15 protein-coding genes are annotated in these 18,145 nt (G+C 60.8%); 3 read left to right on the forward strand and 12 right to left on the reverse strand.

Annotated elements, in window-relative coordinates; translation table 11 throughout:
• Positions 1 to 4: 4 nt before the first annotated feature.
• From BW686_RS03725 to BW686_RS03735, 3 genes are read right to left on the reverse strand one after another with little or no spacing between them, the layout of a single operon-like run.
• On the reverse strand, positions 5 to 973 hold the full coding sequence (locus BW686_RS03725; RefSeq protein ID WP_084914271.1) for a FecCD family ABC transporter permease: 969 nt from the start codon (positions 971 to 973) through the stop codon (positions 5 to 7).
• Positions 970 to 1,959 (reverse strand): iron-dicitrate ABC transporter permease FecC, encoded by a 990-nt coding sequence (gene fecC / locus BW686_RS03730; protein WP_179149156.1) that lies wholly within the window; start codon positions 1,957 to 1,959, stop codon positions 970 to 972. Before fecC ends, BW686_RS03725 begins: the two co-directional genes overlap by 4 nt.
• A complete protein-coding gene (locus BW686_RS03735) occupies positions 1,960 to 2,880 on the reverse strand; it encodes a Fe(3+) dicitrate ABC transporter substrate-binding protein FecB (RefSeq protein ID WP_084914272.1) in 921 nt (306 codons plus the stop codon).
• A gap of 245 nt (positions 2,881 to 3,125) precedes the next feature.
• On the opposite strand from BW686_RS03735, the gene BW686_RS03740 reads away from it, so the two are divergent.
• Positions 3,126 to 4,214 (forward strand): calcium:proton antiporter, encoded by a 1,089-nt coding sequence (locus BW686_RS03740; RefSeq protein WP_084914273.1) that lies wholly within the window; start codon positions 3,126 to 3,128, stop codon positions 4,212 to 4,214.
• Between the two features lie 247 nt (positions 4,215 to 4,461).
• On the opposite strand, the gene BW686_RS03745 is transcribed toward BW686_RS03740, so the two are convergent.
• The 9 genes from BW686_RS03745 to BW686_RS03790 all read right to left on the reverse strand — a co-directional run bounded on the left by BW686_RS03745 (position 4,462) and on the right by BW686_RS03790 (position 14,974).
• Positions 4,462 to 5,817, reverse strand: coding sequence for an 8-oxoguanine deaminase (locus BW686_RS03745; protein WP_084914274.1), 1,356 nt, complete (start codon positions 5,815 to 5,817; stop codon positions 4,462 to 4,464).
• A gap of 141 nt (positions 5,818 to 5,958) precedes the next feature.
• Complete coding sequence (locus BW686_RS03750; protein ID WP_179149157.1) at positions 5,959 to 6,648, reverse strand: SDR family oxidoreductase; 690 nt, start codon at positions 6,646 to 6,648, stop codon at positions 5,959 to 5,961.
• A gap of 290 nt (positions 6,649 to 6,938) precedes the next feature.
• Positions 6,939 to 7,865 (reverse strand): ABC transporter permease, encoded by a 927-nt coding sequence (locus BW686_RS03760; RefSeq protein ID WP_084914278.1) that lies wholly within the window; start codon positions 7,863 to 7,865, stop codon positions 6,939 to 6,941.
• Positions 7,865 to 8,965 (reverse strand): ABC transporter permease, encoded by a 1,101-nt coding sequence (locus BW686_RS03765; protein WP_084914281.1) that lies wholly within the window; start codon positions 8,963 to 8,965, stop codon positions 7,865 to 7,867. Before BW686_RS03765 ends, BW686_RS03760 begins: the two co-directional genes overlap by 1 nt.
• An 11-nt stretch (positions 8,966 to 8,976) precedes the next feature.
• The gene (locus BW686_RS03770; RefSeq protein WP_084914284.1) at positions 8,977 to 10,530 is read right to left on the reverse strand and encodes an ABC transporter ATP-binding protein; all 1,554 of its coding nucleotides are present in this window, start codon (positions 10,528 to 10,530) and stop codon (positions 8,977 to 8,979) included.
• A 521-nt stretch (positions 10,531 to 11,051) separates the two neighbouring features.
• Positions 11,052 to 11,645: an IMPACT family protein gene (locus tag BW686_RS03775; protein WP_084914287.1), complete on the reverse strand. Its 594-nt coding sequence runs from the start codon at positions 11,643 to 11,645 to the stop codon at positions 11,052 to 11,054.
• Positions 11,646 to 11,678: 33 nt separating this feature from the next.
• Positions 11,679 to 12,341 (reverse strand): TetR/AcrR family transcriptional regulator, encoded by a 663-nt coding sequence (locus BW686_RS03780; protein ID WP_084914289.1) that lies wholly within the window; start codon positions 12,339 to 12,341, stop codon positions 11,679 to 11,681.
• 96 nt (positions 12,342 to 12,437) lie between these two features.
• Positions 12,438 to 13,856, reverse strand: a complete 1,419-nt coding sequence (locus BW686_RS03785) for a uracil-xanthine permease family protein (protein ID WP_084914333.1) — start codon at positions 13,854 to 13,856, stop codon at positions 12,438 to 12,440.
• Between the two features lie 197 nt (positions 13,857 to 14,053).
• Positions 14,054 to 14,974 (reverse strand): LysR family transcriptional regulator, encoded by a 921-nt coding sequence (locus BW686_RS03790; protein ID WP_084914292.1) that lies wholly within the window; start codon positions 14,972 to 14,974, stop codon positions 14,054 to 14,056.
• Between the two features lie 111 nt (positions 14,975 to 15,085).
• Between BW686_RS03790 and BW686_RS03795 the strand changes: the two genes are divergently transcribed.
• On the forward strand, positions 15,086 to 16,432 hold the full coding sequence (locus BW686_RS03795; protein ID WP_084914294.1) for an aspartate aminotransferase family protein: 1,347 nt from the start codon (positions 15,086 to 15,088) through the stop codon (positions 16,430 to 16,432).
• A gap of 90 nt (positions 16,433 to 16,522) precedes the next feature.
• Positions 16,523 to 18,016 (forward strand): CoA-acylating methylmalonate-semialdehyde dehydrogenase, encoded by a 1,494-nt coding sequence (locus BW686_RS03800; RefSeq protein WP_084914297.1) that lies wholly within the window; start codon positions 16,523 to 16,525, stop codon positions 18,014 to 18,016.
• Positions 18,017 to 18,145 lie beyond the last annotated feature (129 nt).

The following is an 18,145-nucleotide window of genomic DNA, read 5'->3' on the forward strand; positions in this document are numbered from 1 at the left end:
GGGATCAACCTTTGAATCGGGCCAGCAGCCAGAGAAAGTACGGAGCGCCGATCACGGCGGTAAGAATCCCGGCGGGAATCTCGCTGGGGGCGATCAGCGTGCGGCCCAGCGTATCGGCCAGCACCAGCAACAACGCGCCCAGCACCATCGATGCGGGCAGCAGGTATTGATGATGACCGCCGACCAGGCGACGGGCCATGTGCGGCGCCACCAGACCGACAAAACTCACCGGGCCGATAATGCCCACGCCCAGGCTGGTCAGCAGCACGGCGCTGCTCATTGCCAGCCAGCGAGTGCGTTTGAGGCCGGTGCCCAGGCTTTGTGCCGCCTCATCGCCGAGGCCGATCAGGTTCAGTGGTTTGGCCAGCAACAGGCTGAGCGGGATCAGCAGCAGAAGCGGCGTGGCCAGCCACACGTGATGCCAGTTGCGGCTCCACAAGCTGCCGGTCAGCGCCAGCAGGGCAGTGTTGATGTCCAGCGGATTGGCCAGGATCAGGAATTCAGTGATGCTCGACAGCGTGACGGCAATCGCCACCCCGGACAGGGCGAAGCGCACGCCGGAAAACTGCACGCCCGTGTTGTACAGCGCCAGCAGCAGTGCGCCCGCCGCCCCGCCCAGGCAGGCCACGAACGGCAGCGTGGCCACGGGGAGTTGCGGCAGACCGATGATTGCAATGGTCAGTGCCAGCCCTGCGCCCTGGGTCACGCCGAGGATTTCCGGCGAGGCCAGCGGGTTGCGAATCACACCCTGCACGATGGCGCCTGCCAGGCCGAAGGCGCAGCCGGTCATGATCGCGATCAGGCCGCGTGGCAGGCGATGATTCCAGACCTCGAAGTCTTTGCTGTCGTGGGCGATCAGGTGATCGAGTACCGCACCCGGTGTCAGCCAGGCCGTGCCGGCGCTGAGGCTCAGCAGCAGGGCCAGCGCGAGTAGCATGATCAGCAACAGCAGTCGTGAACGGGGCCGGCTCATAGCGCGCGCCTCGCCAGAAACAGAAAGAACGGTGCGCCGATCAATGCCGTGACCACGCCTGCCGGTGTCTCCACCGGGAACGCCACGGCGCGGCTGATGAGGTCTGAAGCTAGCACGATGGCCGCACCCAGCCCGGCACTGATCGGGATCAGCCAGCGGTAGTCATTGCCCAGCCATTGGCGGGCGATATTGGGGGCGATCAGGCCGACAAAGCCGATCGGCCCGACCGCACACACGCTGGCACCGACCAGCAGCAGGCTGACCACAAACACCAACAGCCGCAGGGCGCCGATCCGCACGCCCAGCGAACGGGCAGCGTCTTCGCCGAGGTTGATCAGGTTCAGGCGCGGCGCACAGGCGACGGCCAGCACCAGCCCGATCAGCGTGCAAGGCCAGAGCAGTTGCAGTTGCCCGGCACCGACATTGGCCAGCGAACCGGCCAGCCAGTTAAGGACGCTCTGCGCCTGGGCTTCGACAAGAATGACGGTGAGTCGGGTCAATGCTGCGCAGAGTGCCGCAACGGCGACGCCCGCCAGCACCAGTCGCCCTTGAGCCGTGGCAGGCGACCATGCGCCGCCGAGGCTGAACACCGTGATCCACGCCAGCGCACCGCCGAGGCAGGTCATCAGCAGCGCGCCACCGGGAAAGGGCAGGGCGACCAGCCCGGTGGAGAACAGCGCCAGCCCCAATGCCGCACCTGCGGTAACGCCGAACAGTGAGGGCGAGGCCAGACGGTTGCGGGTAATGCCTTGCATCAAGGCCCCGGCAACCCCGAGGCACGCGCCGACCAGCGCGGCACATAACGCGCGCGGCACTCGCAGTTGCGCGACGATGTACGCAATGTTGCCGCCTTCGCGCCCTTGGGTGAACAGGCCGTTCCAGGCATCTACCTGCCGGATGCTGAACGACGACAGGGCGAACAGCGACACCCAGAACAGTGCCAGGCAGGTCGCGGTGATCACGCCTGCCATCAGCCAGCGACGCATTTACGGGTTCAACACGGCCTTGCCGCCCTTAAGCACGGCAAGCGCATCGTCGGCGATTTGCTCGGACGCCATGATCCCGCGATTGCGTGCCCAGCTGTCGCCATCCACTTCGGCCACCTGCTTATTGCGCACTGCGCCCAGCACTTGCCACAGCGGCTGCTTGCTCCAGCTGTCGACGATGCTTGGACGACGATAATGGCCGACCAGCAACCAGGCGGGGTCCAGTGCCAGCAGTTGCTCCAGGCTGACAAACTCGGTGGGCGCGGCGTTTTTGCGTACTTCCGGGACCTGCAGACCGATGGCTTGCAGCACGCTGCCGGCATAGGAGTGCGGGCCGTGGACCGAGAAGCTGTCTTCGCGGGCAACGCCGAACAGCACCTTGGTGTTGGCCGGAATCTGCTCGGCGACAGCCTTCAGGTGCTGTTTGTTTTCCGCGATACGCGCCTGCATCTGCGGACCCTTGCCCAACGCCACGCCGATCAGCTCGGCGGATTTCAGGCTGCCCTGATAATCCTCACCGCGCGACGGCAGCATCAATGTCGGTGCCAGGCTGGCCAGATCGTTGTACAGCGCCTGATGCCGGCCCAAGTCAGCGATGATCAGGTCCGGCTTGAGCCGCGCAATCACTTCGATATTGGGTTGCGAGCGCAGGCCCACCGACTGCCATTCGCCCACCGCGTGGCGCACGTTTGGCAGCACGCGATTGGCATCGCCGTCATCGGCGACACCAACCGGCGTCACGCCGACCGACGCCAGCCCGTCGAGAAACGAAAACTCCAGCACCACCACGCGCTTGGGGGTGTCCGGCAGATGGACCTTGTGCTGGCCGTCATCGATGTCGATGGGCGCTGCCTGAACGGCGCTCGCCATCAGGCTCAGCAGGCCGCAAGCCACTAGATGCGGAAGTCGAAAAGCACGCATGGCGAATGTCCTTTCTAAACAGAAGCAGAATCGTGAAAAACAGACGCGCCACAAAGGCCACGAAGAAAACGGCGGGCACTATTTCACATCGTGACGACGGGATCAAAAGTCATTTACGTGTGGGTGCGGTTCTCATTCGGGCTATTTTATGAAACCTTTTGTCACACAAGCTACTCTCAGACGCTTCACTGCTGGACACCTTCATGTACATCCGCGGCGATGTCGCAAGGTTTGGGGAATAAAAAATGGGCGCATTGCTCAAGCAAGAAAAGTTTCTGTTGCTGGCGATCATCGCGATGTTTGTCGCGTATCCGCTGGAGCACGTGCTGCTGGGCAACGGCCAGGTCGTCGCACTGGTTGCCGGGCTGGCGCTGGTCGGCTTCATCGTCTGCGCCTCGATGCGGGTGGCGCACCACGCCGAGATGCTCGCTGAAAAAGTCGGTGACCCCTACGGCACGATGATCCTCACGCTGTCGGCGGTGCTGGTCGAAGTGGTGATTCTGGCAATCATGATGAGTAACGAGCCGTCGCCGACCCTGGTGCGCGACACGATTTACTCCGCCGTCATGCTCGACATCAACGGCATCCTTGGTCTGGCTGCCCTGATGGGCGGTATCAAGCACGGCGAGCAGTCGTACAACGACGATTCGGCACGCACGTACAGCGTGATGATCCTTACGGCGATGGGCGTCTCGATGGTCGTGCCCGAGTTCATTCCCGAGGGCGACTGGAAGATCTACTCGGCGTTCACCATTGGCGCGATGGTGCTGCTTTACACGCTGTTTCTGCGCATGCAGGTCGGGCCGCACAGCTACTTCTTCAGCTACAGCTACCCGGAGAAGAAAAAGCGCCAGGGTCAGGCTGAAGAGCATGAACCCGTCAACCTGACGCGCTCCATCGCGACATTGGTGACGGGCGTCGTGGTCATCGGTGCATTGGCCGAAGTCATGTCCAAGACCGTCGACCTTGGCCTGGAAGGCACCGGCGCGCCCCCGGTCATGACCGCCATTCTGGTGGCTGCCATTTCCGCTGCGCCGGAAATCCTGACCGCCTTGCGTGCAGCCTTGGCCAACCGCATGCAGTCGGTGGTCAACATCGCCTTGGGGGCATCCTTGTCCACGGTGATTCTGACTGTGCCGGTGATGGAAGCGATGGCGCTCTACAGCGGTCAGCCCTTCCAGATGGCCATGACTCCGGTACAGACCGTGATGATTTTCATCACCCTGTTGGTGTCTGCGATCAACCTCAATGACGGCGAAACCAACGCCATCGAAGGCATGACCCACTTCGTGCTGTTTGCGACGTTTATCATGCTGTCGTGTCTGGGGCTTTAGGGCTTGGCGTGTCTCTTCGGGATCGTCAGGATTATCGTTGCGCACGCTCCCGCGTGGGAATGCATTGCCCGACGCTCCGCGTCGAGGAGGACGCGGAGCGTCCTGAACGGCATGGCGACGCGGAGCGTCGCACGATAGTCGACGGTTTAGCCCACTGAGGCTCTTGTCCCCACGCTCCAGCGTGGGGACGCAGTTCCCGACGCTCTGCGTCGCAAAGGGACGCGCATCCTGAACGGGGCGCCAATACTCAACCCTGAATCAACGCCCGCGCGGCCTGGCTGTGGTCGGCAATCAGTTGCTTGATGTCCAGCCCTTCAACCTTCCCGTCGATCACCCGCCATTGCCCTGCAATCATCACCCGATCTGCACGGTCTGCGCCACACAGCAACAGTGCCGACAACGGATCGTGGCTGCCGGAAAAGCGCAGCTCATCGAGTTTGAACAGTGCCAAGTCAGCCTGTTTACCCACCGCCAGCTCTCCAATGTCAGCCCGACCCAACAGTTGCGCCGACCCCTTGGTCGCCCAGCCGAGCACAAGCTGCGGGGTGATGAGCCCGGCGCCATAACGCAAGCGTTGCAGGTAAAGCGCCTGACGGGTTTCGAGGATCATGTTCGAGGCATCGTTGGACGCCGAGCCGTCCACGCCGAGACCGAGCGGCGCGCCGGCAGCGATCAGGTCCAGCGTCGGGCAAATGCCGGAAGCCAGGCGCATGTTCGAGCTTGGGCAGTGACAGACCCCGGTGCCCGCAGCGCCAAGGCGGGCGATTTCATCGGGGTTGAAATGGATGCCGTGGGCCAACCAGGTGCGTGGGCCGAGCCAGCCGACGCTGTCCAGATAATCCACGGTGCGCAGGCCGAAGCGTTGCAAGCAGAAGTCCTCTTCATCGAGGGTTTCAGCCAGATGCGTGTGCAGGCGTACATCAAGTTTTTCCGCCATCGCGGCGCTCTCGGCCATGATCTGTGGCGTAACTGAAAACGGCGAGCACGGCGCCAGGGCGATCTGGATCTGCGCGCCGTCGCCACGCTCGTGATACGTCGCGATCAAGCGCTGGCTGTCGGCCAGAATCACTTCGCCCTGCTGCACCGTCTGCTGGGGCGGCAAGCCACCGTCCGCTTCGCCCAGGCTCATGGAACCACGGGTCAGCATCGCGCGCATGCCGAGTTCTCGTACGCTTTGCACTTGCACATCAATGGCGTGTTCCAGGCCGTCCGGGAACAGGTAGTGATGATCGGCCGCTGTCGTACAGCCCGACAGCAACAGCTCTGCCAGCGCCACCTTGCTGGCGACCGCGAGCTTCTCCGGCGTCAGTCGCGCCCACACCGGGTACAGGGTCTTGAGCCACGGAAACAATGGCTGGTTGACCACCGGCGCCCACGCGCGCGTGAGGGTTTGATAAAAGTGATGATGGGTGTTGATCAACCCCGGCAACAGCACATGCTCACGGGCATCGAACGTCTGTGCGCAGGGCGTCGATGGCCGTTGCCCGAGGGCCAGCACTTCAGTAATGACGCCGCCCTCGATCACCAGACCGCCACGGGCGTCCAGGTCATTGGCGGTGAACACAGCAAGGGGGTTTTTCAACCAGATACGGATCGCGGGCATGGGCCGGCTCCTCTGAAAGGGGTTCAGGGTTAGCCAGCTCAGTGATGCCCTGTCTGCTGATCCAGGGTTGCCGGGCATGCAGCCGCCCGGCAAGGGTTGCGAGTCTATCGGGGAGCGTGATGCCTGATCAACATCCGTTCGTTACCAGGGAATCGTCTTGCCCTGGTAATCGACGAAGTGATGCCCGCCCTTGCCCGCGTACGCATTGAGCTGCTCCACAAGGCCGGTCGTGCTGGTCCGCACGTCGATAGCGGCGTTTTCGCCGCCCATGTCGGTCTTGACCCAACCCGGGTGCATCGACAACACAGTCGGTCGCTTTTCACCCAGTTCGGTGACGAATGTGTTGGTCATCGAATTGAGCGCCGCCTTGCTGGCCTTGTACAGCGCCAGGTTCGCGCCATCCGGGCACGTGACGCTGCCCAGCCATGAACTCATGAACGCCAGCACGCCTGTTTCAGGACGGATCTGATCGATGAAACGTTCGGCCAGCCGAATCGGTGCAACCGCATTGGTGAGGAACAATTGCCCAAGCTCGGCAGCGGTCGATTTCGCGGCACTCTGGTGTTCTGCGCCAGTGATCCCGGCATTGACGAACAGCACATCGAACACCTCGCCGCGCAGCTTCTGGACCAACACTTCCAGCGAAGCAATTTCATCGAGGTCTACGGCTTCAATGCGAACGTCCTTAACGTTCCTCAGGTTCTCGGCGTTTTGCGGATCACGAACAGTGGCAGTGACTTTCCAGCCCTGCTCGGTCAACCGCTCAACCAGCCCGAGCCCCAGGCCACGCGAGGCACCGATGATAAGAGCGGTCTTTTGAGTAGTGGTCATGAATGATTCCTTGGCAGATTGAGAGACATATTCCATGGCAGGGCCGGCACGCCTCTCGAAAGTTTCGACCTCGCAGCGTACTCCTGCCTATACAGTGTTGGAATCTCTGTGAGCCAGAAACGTTCAAGGGAGATGCCTGACACTGAGCATTGGCACGATAGTTGAGATTATCGTTCCGCACGCTCCAGCGTCGAACTGCATGGCGTGACGCTCTGCGTCACAGATATGCACCGCGCCGCGCATTCAAGATCGGACGCGGGGCGTCGCACGATAGTCAAACTTGAAGCCCCTCAATGCCCCGCCCGCCACGGCTGCCCCAGCGAAACGGGCGCGTAAAGACGGGTGCGCAGGGCGTCGCGGGAGAGCAGGACGAGGACGATGATGGTCGCCACGTAAGGCAGCATCGCCAGCAGGTTGGAAGGGATGGCCAGGCCGATGCCCTGCGCCACCAGGTGCAGGATGCTGGCGAGGCCGAACAGGTAGGCGCCGAGTAGCAGGCGCCAGACACGCCAGCTGGCGAACACCACCAGGGCAAGGGCAATCCAGCCGCGTCCGGCGCTCATGTTTTCTGCCCACATCGGCGTGTACGCCAACGACAGGTAAGCACCGGCCAGGCCAGCCATCGCGCCGCCGAACAGCACCGCCAGCGTACGCACCCGCAACACCGGCAGGCCCATTGCGCTGGCAGCGTCGGGGTTTTCGCCGACGGCCTGGATGATCAGCCCGACGCGGCTTTTCAGCAGCGCCCATGCCACCAGCGCGAACAGCGCGAACGACAGGTAGACCAGCAGGTCCTGAGCAAACAGCATGCGGCCGATCAGCGGGATATCGCTGAGGAAGGGAATGGCAACCGGCTCGAAACCACTGAGCGGCTTGCCGACCCAGGCGGCACCGACGAAGCTTGAGAGGCCGACACCAAAAATGGTCAGCGCCAGACCGGTCGCCACCTGATTGGCGTTGAACACCAGAGCCACCACGGCGAACAATGCCGACAGCAGCATGCCCGCCAGCATCGCCAGCAAAACACCCAGCCAGAGGTTGCCGGTGCTCAGCGCGACAATAAACCCGGTCACCGCGCCAAACAGCATCATGCCTTCCTGACCCAGGTTGATGACGCCGCTTTTCTCGCAGATCAGCTCGCCCAGCGCGACCAGTAGCAAGGGCGTGCCGCAGCGGACCATCGCGTAAAAAATATTGCTTAGCAGGTCGATATCCATCATGCGGCTCCTGTGACGGGGGTCATCTGGCGCTTGGCCCAGCGCTGCTTGAGGCGCGGGCGGTAGAGAATCAGCACATCGCAGGCCAACAGGAAGAACAGCATCATTCCTTGAAACAACTGGGTGATGGCCAAGGGCAGGTTCAGGGTCATTTGCGCGCTTTCGCCACCCAGATAAAGCAGGGCGATCAACAGGCTTGAGAACAGAATGCCGATCGGGTTGAGGCGGCCGAGAAAGGCCACGGTTATCGCCGCGTATCCGTATCCGGGCGACACCTGCGGCACCAGTTGGCCGATAGGCCCGGTCACTTCCGACACGCCCGCCAGCCCGGCCAGTGCGCCGCTGATCAACAACGCGAGCCACACCAGACGTTTCTCGCGAAAGCCGACGAACCCGGCGGCGCGCTTGTCCAGGCCGAGCACCTTGATCTGGAAACCGATGAAGCTGCGTTGCAACAGAACCCACACCGCGACCAGCGCCAGCAAGGCGAAGTACACGCCGATGTGCGCGCGGCCATCTTCCATCAACAGTGGCAGACGGCTGGCGTCGCCGAACGTCGCTGATTCCGGAAAATTCATGCCCGCCGGGTCCTTGAGCGGCCCGTGTACGAAGTACAGCAGCAGGTTCAGCGCAATGTAATTGAGCATGATGCTGGTGAGGATTTCATTGGCATTGAAGTGGGTGCGCAGCCAGGCTGTCACGCCGGCCCAGGCCGCACCTGCGAGCGTGCCGGCCAGCAGGACCATCACCAGCGCCCAACGGCTTTCCATCTCGATGATGTTCACCGCCACGGCGCTGCCGGCCAGCGCGCCCAGCAGCAATTGACCCTCCGCCCCAATGTTCCAGATGCGCGCCTGATAGGCGACCGCCAGCCCCAGCGCGCACAGCAGGATCGGTAACGTCTTGACCATTAATTCCGACAGGCCATACAGGTCGCTGACCGGTGCGATCAGCAAGGTATGCAGTGTCACCCACGGGTCAAGGCCGAGGCCGATGAACAGCAGCGAGCCGCAAACCAGGGTCAGGACGGCAGCGAGCAACGGGGAACACCACAACATGGCGCGCGATGCTTGGCCGCGCGGTTCCAGAGAAAGCAGCATTTTTTGCTCCGTTAACCAGGCGTGTGGGCCTGGGGTTGAGAATGTGCGAACTGCCCTGCCATCCAGCCGCCGATCTGCACGGCGCTGGTCTGTTCAGTGGGGATCAGGTCGGAAAGCTGACCGTCGCTCAGCGCGGCGAGTCGGTCGCTGATCTGGAACAGTTCGTCCAGGTCTTCGGAAATCACCAGAATCGCAGCGCCCGCATCACGCAAGGCAATCAGCGCCCGATGAATCGCTGCCGCTGCGCCGACATCCACGCCCCAGGTCGGGTGCGCGGCGATCAGCAGTTTCGGGTTCTGCAGGATTTCCCTACCCAGAATGAATTTCTGCAGATTGCCGCCGGACAGGCTACGCGCCGGGGCTTGAGCATCTGGCGTCTTGACCGCGAAGCGGCGAATGATGTCGTCGGCCAGTGCGCGCACCTTGCTGCGCTGAATCAGGCCGTTGCTCACAAGGCCTTGCTGGAAGGCCGTCAGCAGGGCGTTGTCCGCCAGGCTCAATTCCGGCACCGCGCCATGCCCCAGCCGTTCGGCAGGCACGCATGCCAGGCCGCGTTTGCGTCGGGCGTCAGGGCGCAAGTGGCCGACGGGCGTTTCTGCAAACCGCAGGGTTGCCGCCTGATGGTGCGGCAGCGTCTGCTCACCGCTCAACAACGCAAGCAATTCATCCTGACCATTGCCGGCCACGCCCGCGATGCCGACGATTTCACCGCTGCGCACATCCAGTTTCAGGTTTTTCAGTGAGCAGCCGAATGGATCCGGGTTGTGCCAGGACAGCCCGTCGACCCGCAGAAACGCCGCGCTGCCGCTGACCTTCGGGTAATGCGCTGTCAATCCCTCGGCATCACCGACCATCATCCGCGCCAGTACCAGATCAGAGCATTCCGCCGGAACGCAGTGCCCTGAGACCTTGCCGTTGCGCAGCACGGTTGCGCTGTGGCACAGCGCCCGGACTTCGCCCAGCTTGTGGCTGATGAACAAGATGCTGCAGCCTTCTTTGGCCAGACGCCTGAGAGTGACGAAAAGCTCTTCAGCCTCCTGAGGTGTGAGCACTGACGTGGGTTCGTCGAGAATCAGCAGCCGAATGTCTTGCATCAGGCAGCGAATGATTTCGACTTTTTGCCGTTCGCCAATCGACAGGCTATGGACCAGCCGCTGAGGCTCGACCGCCATGCCGTAACGTTGTGAGACCTCGCGAATACGCGGCTCCAGTTGTTTCGGCGTGCCTGACGCTGCGCCCATTGCCAGCGCAATGTTTTGCGCAACGCTCAAGGTTTCGAACAGAGAGAAATGCTGGAACACCATGCCGATGCCCAGGCTTCTGGCCTGCGCGGGGTGCCGCATGGTCAGCGGTTGACCTTGCCAGACGATCGACCCCGAGTCAGGTTGCGTAACGCCGTAGATGATCTTCATCAGCGTGCTTTTGCCTGCACCGTTCTCACCCAGCAGCGCGTGAATCTCGCCGGGCTGAATGGTCAGGTCGATAGCATCATTGGCCAGGCAGCCGGGATACCGTTTGGTGATGTGGCGCAATTGGAGGCGCGCAGGTATCGCATCGTTTGACATGAAAGGCTCTGGGCAAAAGTGGGTCGCCTGTGGATAAAGCAAAATCCTGGCCAACAGGTCAGGTTTCAGGCGGGCGGGCTAGAACGGAGCATTGACGGGGAATATCGATCCCGGCCGATCCGGGTCACGCCATTTCAGCACCAGATCGGGGCATGCCTGCGCGCGTCGGGTTCGAATATGGCCCATTGATTTGAGCAGAAAATAGACAGCTGGCCCCGAGTGCGGCGCTGTAAACGATTGCGCCGCTCTTGCACCTGTTATCCACAGGTTCCTCCACAGTAACTGTGCGCAACCTGCTCAGCGGAGAATAACGCCACGCCGGTTAGTGTCCAAAGGTGCTAAAGCTCACTAACCGTCTGTTTTCGAACTGTTTTCAGCCGGTATGCACTGAATTGTGCGAAAAATGATCACTTGCCTGAAACGCCCGGCCCGTAAGGCGTGTGATGGACTGTGCTCAGCTTATCCACAGCCGGATGCACAGTAGATGTGGGCAATTGCAGACACGAGGCCGAAACAGGCAGTCAGTCATCCACAGCACGTTGCAGCAAGATTCTGCCGCGACTCAGATCAGCCAGTTGCCGTTGCAGGAGATCGACATGTTCAGGGCCGATGGCGATTGCCATCTGCACGCCATTGGCCGTGAACGTTTCGCTCTCGACCAGCCCGTTCAGCTCAGCCAGGCGCACCTTGACCAGCGCCAGTTCACTGAAGCTGCATTCCATCGCAAAAGACCAGCGTTGAATCAGCGGCAAGCGCTCGGCCTGTTGCAAGCACTTGTTGGCGCCGCCGCCATATGCACGGGCCAGGCCCCCGGTGCCCAACTGAATGCCGCCGTACCAGCGAATCACCAGAACCACGACCTGATCGAATTCCTGTGCTTCGATGGCGGCGAGAATAGGCCTGCCGGCCGTGCCACCCGGTTCGCCGTCGTCATTGCTGCGGTACTGTCCGCCCAGCTTCCAGGCCCAGCAATTGTGGGTCGCGTTCAGGTCGCTGTGCTGCTCGATGAATGCCTGGGCATCGGCAGGGCTGGCGATGGGGGCGGCGAGGGTGATGAAGCGGCTCTTGCGGATTTCTTCACGAAACTCGCAAGGGCCGGCAAGAGTAAAGGGCATGCAGGTATCCTTGCTGGCGGCAAGGTGTCGATTCTACAAGGCTGGCGGTGTCAGCCCACAACCTTTGAGGATGATCCGGATCAGATTGTCGCTGGCCTGCTCCATATCCTGACGGGTCAGGCGGCTGCGACCGGTCACGCGACAGATCTGGGTCGCGAAATCGGCGTAATGCTGGGTGCTGCCCCACAACAGAAAGATCAAGTGAACCGGATCGACCGGGTCCATTTTTCCTGCGTCGATCCAGGCTTGAAAAACCGCTGCACGCCCCTGGAACCAGGTGCGGTAATCCTGATTGAAGTATTCGGTCATGCATTCGCCACCGCTGATGATTTCCATGGCGAAGATGCGCGAAGCCTGTGGCTGGCGACGCGAGAATTCCATTTTGGCGCGAATGTAGCGGGCCAGCGCTTCGGCGGGGTCGTCGTCCACGCCGAGATGGTTGAAGGTGCTGTCCCATAAATCGATGATGTTGCTCAGGACCGCGACATACAGGCCGAGCTTGTTGGTGAAGTAGTAATGCAGATTGGCCTTCGGCAGCCCGGCCTTCAGCGCGATGGTGTTCATGCTGGTGCCCTTGAAGCCGTGGCGGGCAAATTCATCTTCGGCTGCCTGGATAATCGCTTCTTCGTTCTTCTGACGAATACGGCTGGCAGGCTTGGTGACGTGAGCGCTGTGTGCTGGGACTTCGAGGGTCATAAGCAATTCCGGACAGGTCGTGGGGGCACAACGAATGAACAGATAACGCACCGGCGCCTATCCCGCAAGCGCCAGTGCAGATGCAGTTGTTGAAAGTTATCGTGGTTGTTCAAGGGGTTTGGGTTCCGTCACCGCATCGGAGGGGGCCGCAGCAACGTTGCCTTCAGGAATCAGCAGGCACAGGATAATCGCGGTGATGCCGCCGCTGGTGATAGCCGAATCGAACAGGTTCTGAATCAGATGAGGCATCTGATGCAGCAGCGACGGTTGCGCTGCGATGCCCAGGCCGACACCAAACGAGGTCGCAATGATCAGCATGCTGCGCCGGTCCAGAGGCGACTGAGCCAGAATTCTCACGCCTGCCGCCGCAACACTGCCGAACATCACCAGCGTCGCGCCGCCCAATACCGGCTTCGGAATCTGCTGGACGATGGCGCCGATGTGCGGGAACAGCCCCAGGATGAACAGCACCGCGCCGATGTACAGGCCGACATAGCGGCTGGCGACACCGGTCAACTGGATCACGCCGTTGTTTTGCGCGAACGTGGTATTGGGGAACGCGCTGAAAGTGGCGGCAATCATGCAGCTCACGCCGTCGCCCAGCACGCCGCCCTTGAGCCGTGCCAGGTAAGTCGGGCCGCTGATCGGCTGGCGTGCCAGCATGCAATTGGCGGTGAGGTCGCCGACGGTTTCGATGCTGCTGATCAGATAAATCAGCGCGACCGGCAGGAAAGCGGTCCAGTCAAAGTTGAAACCAAACCGGAACGGAATCGGCACGCTGATCAGCGGCAAGTCGTGAATCGGCTGGGGAACCAGTTTGCCGCTGAACCACGCCGCCAGACTGCCGACAGCCAGGCCGATGATGATTGCTGACAAGCGCACCCAAGGTGTGTTCGAGCGGTTGAGCACGATGATGACCGCGAGCACGAACACACCCAGAGCCAGATTCAACGGTGCGCCGAAATCCGGTGCGTTGAAGCCGCCTCCCAGATCGGTCACGCCCACCTTGATCAGGCTGACGCCGATCAGCGTGATCACGATGCCGGTCACGAGGGGCGTGATGACGCGGCGCAGTTGACTGATGCAGCGGCTCAGAACGATCTGTACCAACGCGCCGAAAAAACACACGCCGAAAATCATCGCCATGATGTCCTCGGGGCTGCCGCCACGCTGCTTGACCAGAAAGCCTGCGGACAACACGGCGCCCAAAAACGCGAAACTGGTGCCTTGCAAGCAGATCATGCCTGCGCCGATACCGAACGGGCGGCGTGCCTGAATGAACGTCCCCGTACCCGACACCATCAAGGCCATGCTGATCAGATAGGGCAGGTATTCGGTCAGCCCCAATGTTGATCCGATAATCAGCGGCGGGGTGATGATGCCGACGAAGCTGGCGAGAACGTGTTGCAGCGCTGCCAACACAGCCGTCATCGGCCTGGGTCGGTCATTCAGGCCGTAGATCAGGTCGTTATTCTTGTCACCGTTGTTCAGGTTTTCAGGGTTTTCAGGCTGCATGGCGAAGTCTCGGAATGGAATGCCATGAGCTGGCGTGACATCGTGTGGATCCACTTTCTGTTCGTACTGCAAAAAGCTGTCCATCTGCTCAGGTTAATGTTCTGGGCGCCTGACTATTGCCAGATATATCAGCCTGATAGCGCAGTTGAGGGCTTCGGTGAGTCGAGTGAATCAAAACGGTGGCTGGCAGAAATGTGTCATCGGGTAGCAGCCAGTGCTTCCAGGAAACTTTCGAGCACCAAATGAGGGCGTCGACCCTTGCGTGTGACCGTCACCAGGTTGAGGTCATAAAACTTTGACTCCGGTTTCAGCGCACGCAGCCTGCCTTCCTTTACCCAGGCATTGGCGTAATGATCCGGCAGATACCCGATATAGCGCCCGGTCAAAAGCAGAAACGCAATGCCTTCGCGGTCGGAGGCACTGGCCGTGCAAGTGAGCGCCTTGTAATGATCCTGAATGTCGCTGGGCAGGCGAAAGGTGGGGGTGATGGCTTCCTGCTGTGCGAGACGCCCGTCATCCAGCGTTGCATTGTCCGTATAAAAAAGCGGGTGACCCACCGCGCAGTAAAGCAGTGACCGCTCGCTGTACAGCGGGTGATATTCCAGCCCCGGCAAGGCGCTGGCCTGTGGCACAACTCCGACATGCAGGCCGCCGTCCAATACGCCCTGTTCGACTTCTGCGGGGGCGACCATGCGGATATTGATATGCACGCCAGGGCCGCGCTCTTTGAGCCGGGCCAGCGCGTGGGTGATGCGCATATGGGGGAGGGTGACCAGGTTGTCGGTCAGGCCGATGTTCAGTTCGCCGCGTAAATTCTGGTGCAGGCCGTTCACTTCGGTTCTGAAGCTTTCCAGCGCACTGAGTAGCTGCAACGAGGAATGGTAAACCTCACGTCCTTCATCAGTCAGCGAAAAACCGGCCCTTCCGCGTTGACACAGACGCAGGCCAAGGCGCTGTTCCAGATCACTCATTTGTTGGCTGATTGCAGACCGACCAATGCCCAGAACACTTTCGGCAGCCGAAAAACCGCCAGCCTCGACCACGTTTTTAAAGAGGCGCAGCAAGCGGATATCAAAATCACTGACCTGCGCCAGAGGGTCGGAACGACGAAGGCTCATTGTTTAGCGGATGCCTAACTGAAGATCATGAAAATCAGGTTTTATGAACTTTAGCCGCGTGGCACCTTGGCTGCAATCACTGTTCGTCTACGTGCCTGCGAGGCTCGCTCCATGAATATGTTCGAATCGTCCGAAGTGCCCGTCACCAGCCAGCTGAAGCTCGACGCTCACTGGATGCCTTACACCGCGAACCGCAATTTCCACAGCGACCCGCGCATGATCGTCGCCGCGCATGGCAGCTATCTGACAGACGACAAGGGTCGCAAGATCTACGATGGTCTCTCCGGCCTCTGGACCTGCGGCGCGGGGCATACCCGCAAGGAAATTCAAGAAGCTGTTTCGCGGCAACTGGGCATACTGGATTACTCCCCGGGCTTTCAGTTCGGGCACCCGTTGTCATTCAAGCTGGCGGAAAAAATCACCGAGTTGACGCCGGGCAACCTGAATCACGTCTTCTACACCAACTCCGGTTCTGAGTGCGCAGACACCGCGGTGAAGATGGTACGTGCCTACTGGCGGCTGAAAGGGCAGGCGACCAAAACCAAAATGATCGGTCGCGCGCGTGGCTATCACGGCGTGAACGTGGCCGGCACCAGCCTGGGCGGCGTTAACGGCAATCGCAAGATGTTCGGTCAGTTGATGGACGTCGATCACCTGCCGCACACGCTGCTGGCCAGCAATGCTTTTTCAAAAGGCATGCCTGAGGCAGGCGGCATCGCGCTGGCCGATGAGATGCTCAAGTTGATCGAGCTGCACGACGCCTCGAACATTGCGGCAGTGATTGTGGAGCCAATGGCGGGTTCGGCCGGTGTGATTGTTCCGCCACAAGGCTACCTCAAGCGTTTGCGCGAAATTTGCGATCAGCACAACATCCTGCTGATCTTCGATGAAGTCATTACCGGCTTCGGTCGTACCGGTTCGATGTTTGGTGCCGACAGTTTTGGCGTCACGCCGGACCTGATGTGCATCGCCAAGCAAATCACCAATGGCGCGATCCCGATGGGCGCGGTGATTGCCAGTAGCGAGATCTATCAGACCTTCATGAATCAAGCGACGCCGGACTACGCCGTCGAGTTTCCGCATGGCTACACCTATTCGGCGCATCCAGTGGCCTGTGCGGCCGGGTTGGCGGCGCTGGACCTGTTGCAGCGTGAAAACCTGGTGCAGCAGGCGGCAGACGTTGCGCCGCATTTTGAGCGAGCGTTGCACGGTATCAAGGGCGCGAAGAACGTCGTCGATATTCGTAACTACGGGCTGGCAGGTGCCATTCAGATTGCACCGCGTGACGGCGACGCGATTGTGCGACCGTTCGAGGCCGGCATGAAACTGTGGAAAGCCGGTTTCTATGTGCGTTTTGGCGGCGACACCCTGCAGTTCGGCCCGACCTTCAATAGCCAGGCACAGGATCTGGATCGCCTGTTCGATGCCGTGGGCGAGGCATTGAACCAGCTCGATTGATCACGCTGGTCAATCTCCTTCTTATATAGGTACTTCTTTCGTCAGGCGTGAAGTGATTCGCGCCTGATCCAGTCTTTTGGAGTTTTTGTCATGAGCAGTATTCAGCACCTGATTCACGGCGAGTTCGTGTCTGGCAGCGGCCGCACGGCAGATGTGTTCAATCCGTCTACCGGGCAGGTCATCCACCAGGTGGCACTTGCCAGTCGTGAAACCGTTCAGCAAGCCATCGACTCCGCCAAGTCGGCGTTCCCGGCCTGGCGCAACACGCCACCGGCCAAGCGCGCCCAGGTCATGTTTCGCTTCAAGCAATTGCTGGAGCAGAACGAAGCACGCATTGCCCGACTGATCAGTGAAGAACATGGCAAGACGCTGGAAGATGCGGCGGGCGAGCTGAAGCGTGGTATCGAAAACGTGGAGTTCGCCTGCGCTGCGCCCGAAGTCTTGAAAGGTGAGTACAGCCGCAACGTGGGGCCCAACATCGATGCATGGTCCGACTTCCAGCCACTGGGCATTGTTGCGGGCATCACGCCATTCAACTTCCCGGCGATGGTGCCGTTGTGGATGTATCCGCTGGCCATTGCCTGCGGCAATTGCTTCATTCTCAAACCATCCGAACGTGATCCGAGTTCTACGTTGTTGATTGCCGAGCTGCTGCATGAGGCCGGGTTGCCGAAGGGTGTATTGAATGTGGTGCATGGCGACAAGGTGGCGGTTGATGCGCTGATCGAAGCGCCGGAAGTGAAAGCGCTGAGTTTTGTCGGGTCTACACCGATTGCCGAGTACATCTATAAAGAGGGTGCGGCGCGAGGCAAACGCGTTCAGGCGCTCGGCGGTGCCAAGAACCATGCGGTGCTGATGCCGGATGCTGATCTGGACAACGCCGTCAGTGCGCTGATGGGCGCTGCCTACGGATCGTGTGGCGAGCGCTGCATGGCGATCTCTGTGGCGGTTTGCGTCGGTGATCAGATTGCCGATGCGTTGGTGGCCAAACTGGTTCCGCAAATCCAGAGCCTGAAGATCGGTGCCGGCACGGCCTGTGGGCTGGACATGGGGCCATTGGTTACGGGGCAGCATCGCGACAAGGTCAGCGGCTATATAGCCGATGGCGTGGAGTCGGGCGCTACTCTCGTCGTGGACGGCCGGGACCTTCAGGTTGCCGGGCATGAACAGGGCTTCTTCATGGGCGGTTGCCTGTTTGATCGCGTGACGCCGCAGATGCGCATCTATAAAGAAGAGATCTTCGGGCCGGTATTGTGCATCGTGCGCGTCGATAGCCTCGAGCAGGCCATGCAACTCATCAACGACCATGAGTACGGCAACGGTACATGCATCTTTACCAGGGATGGCGAAGCCGCACGGCTGTTCTGCGACGAGATCGAAGTGGGGATGGTCGGGGTCAATGTACCGCTGCCAGTGCCGGTCGCGTACCACAGCTTCGGCGGCTGGAAGCGTTCTCTGTTTGGCGATCTGCATGCCTATGGGCCGGACGGTGTGCGCTTTTACACACGCCGCAAGGCGATAACCCAGCGTTGGCCGCAGCGTGCGAGCCATGAAGCCTCGCAGTTCGCATTCCCCAGCCTGTAAATTATCCGGAAGGGAGATCGTCTTTAAAAGACGGTTCTCCCGTATTTGCGGGGGTTCAGCAAGCGAGCTGCAGATTTTTGAAATTAACGGTTGACGCCCTCTGTGATCTGTCTATAATTCGCCCCACTT

Source organism: Pseudomonas syringae (assembly GCF_002157375.1).
Taxonomy (GTDB): Bacteria; Pseudomonadota; Gammaproteobacteria; order Pseudomonadales; family Pseudomonadaceae; genus Aquipseudomonas; species Aquipseudomonas syringae_T.

Excerpts from the sequence above, each read along its gene's own strand:
- BW686_RS03760 (WP_084914278.1), bottom strand. The coding sequence starts at position 7,865 with ATGGATATCGACCTGCTAAGCAATATTTTTTACGCGATGGTCCGCTGC.
- BW686_RS03795 (WP_084914294.1), top strand. The coding sequence starts at position 15,086 with ATGAATATGTTCGAATCGTCCGAAGTGCCCGTCACCAGCCAGCTGAAG.
- BW686_RS03790 (WP_084914292.1), bottom strand. The coding sequence starts at position 14,974 with ATGAGCCTTCGTCGTTCCGACCCTCTGGCGCAGGTCAGTGATTTTGAT.
- BW686_RS03770 (WP_084914284.1), bottom strand. The coding sequence starts at position 10,530 with ATGTCAAACGATGCGATACCTGCGCGCCTCCAATTGCGCCACATCACC.
- BW686_RS03800 (WP_084914297.1), top strand. The coding sequence starts at position 16,523 with ATGAGCAGTATTCAGCACCTGATTCACGGCGAGTTCGTGTCTGGCAGC.
- BW686_RS03740 (WP_084914273.1), top strand. The coding sequence starts at position 3,126 with ATGGGCGCATTGCTCAAGCAAGAAAAGTTTCTGTTGCTGGCGATCATC.
- BW686_RS03725 (WP_084914271.1), bottom strand. The coding sequence starts at position 973 with ATGAGCCGGCCCCGTTCACGACTGCTGTTGCTGATCATGCTACTCGCG.
- BW686_RS03750 (WP_179149157.1), bottom strand. The coding sequence starts at position 6,648 with ATGACCACTACTCAAAAGACCGCTCTTATCATCGGTGCCTCGCGTGGC.
- BW686_RS03745 (WP_084914274.1), bottom strand. The coding sequence starts at position 5,817 with ATGCCCGCGATCCGTATCTGGTTGAAAAACCCCCTTGCTGTGTTCACC.
- BW686_RS03780 (WP_084914289.1), bottom strand. The coding sequence starts at position 12,341 with ATGACCCTCGAAGTCCCAGCACACAGCGCTCACGTCACCAAGCCTGCC.
- fecC (WP_179149156.1), bottom strand. The coding sequence starts at position 1,959 with ATGCGTCGCTGGCTGATGGCAGGCGTGATCACCGCGACCTGCCTGGCA.
- BW686_RS03775 (WP_084914287.1), bottom strand. The coding sequence starts at position 11,645 with ATGCCCTTTACTCTTGCCGGCCCTTGCGAGTTTCGTGAAGAAATCCGC.
- BW686_RS03735 (WP_084914272.1), bottom strand. The coding sequence starts at position 2,880 with ATGCGTGCTTTTCGACTTCCGCATCTAGTGGCTTGCGGCCTGCTGAGC.
- BW686_RS03785 (WP_084914333.1), bottom strand. The coding sequence starts at position 13,856 with ATGCAGCCTGAAAACCCTGAAAACCTGAACAACGGTGACAAGAATAAC.
- BW686_RS03765 (WP_084914281.1), bottom strand. The coding sequence starts at position 8,965 with ATGCTGCTTTCTCTGGAACCGCGCGGCCAAGCATCGCGCGCCATGTTG.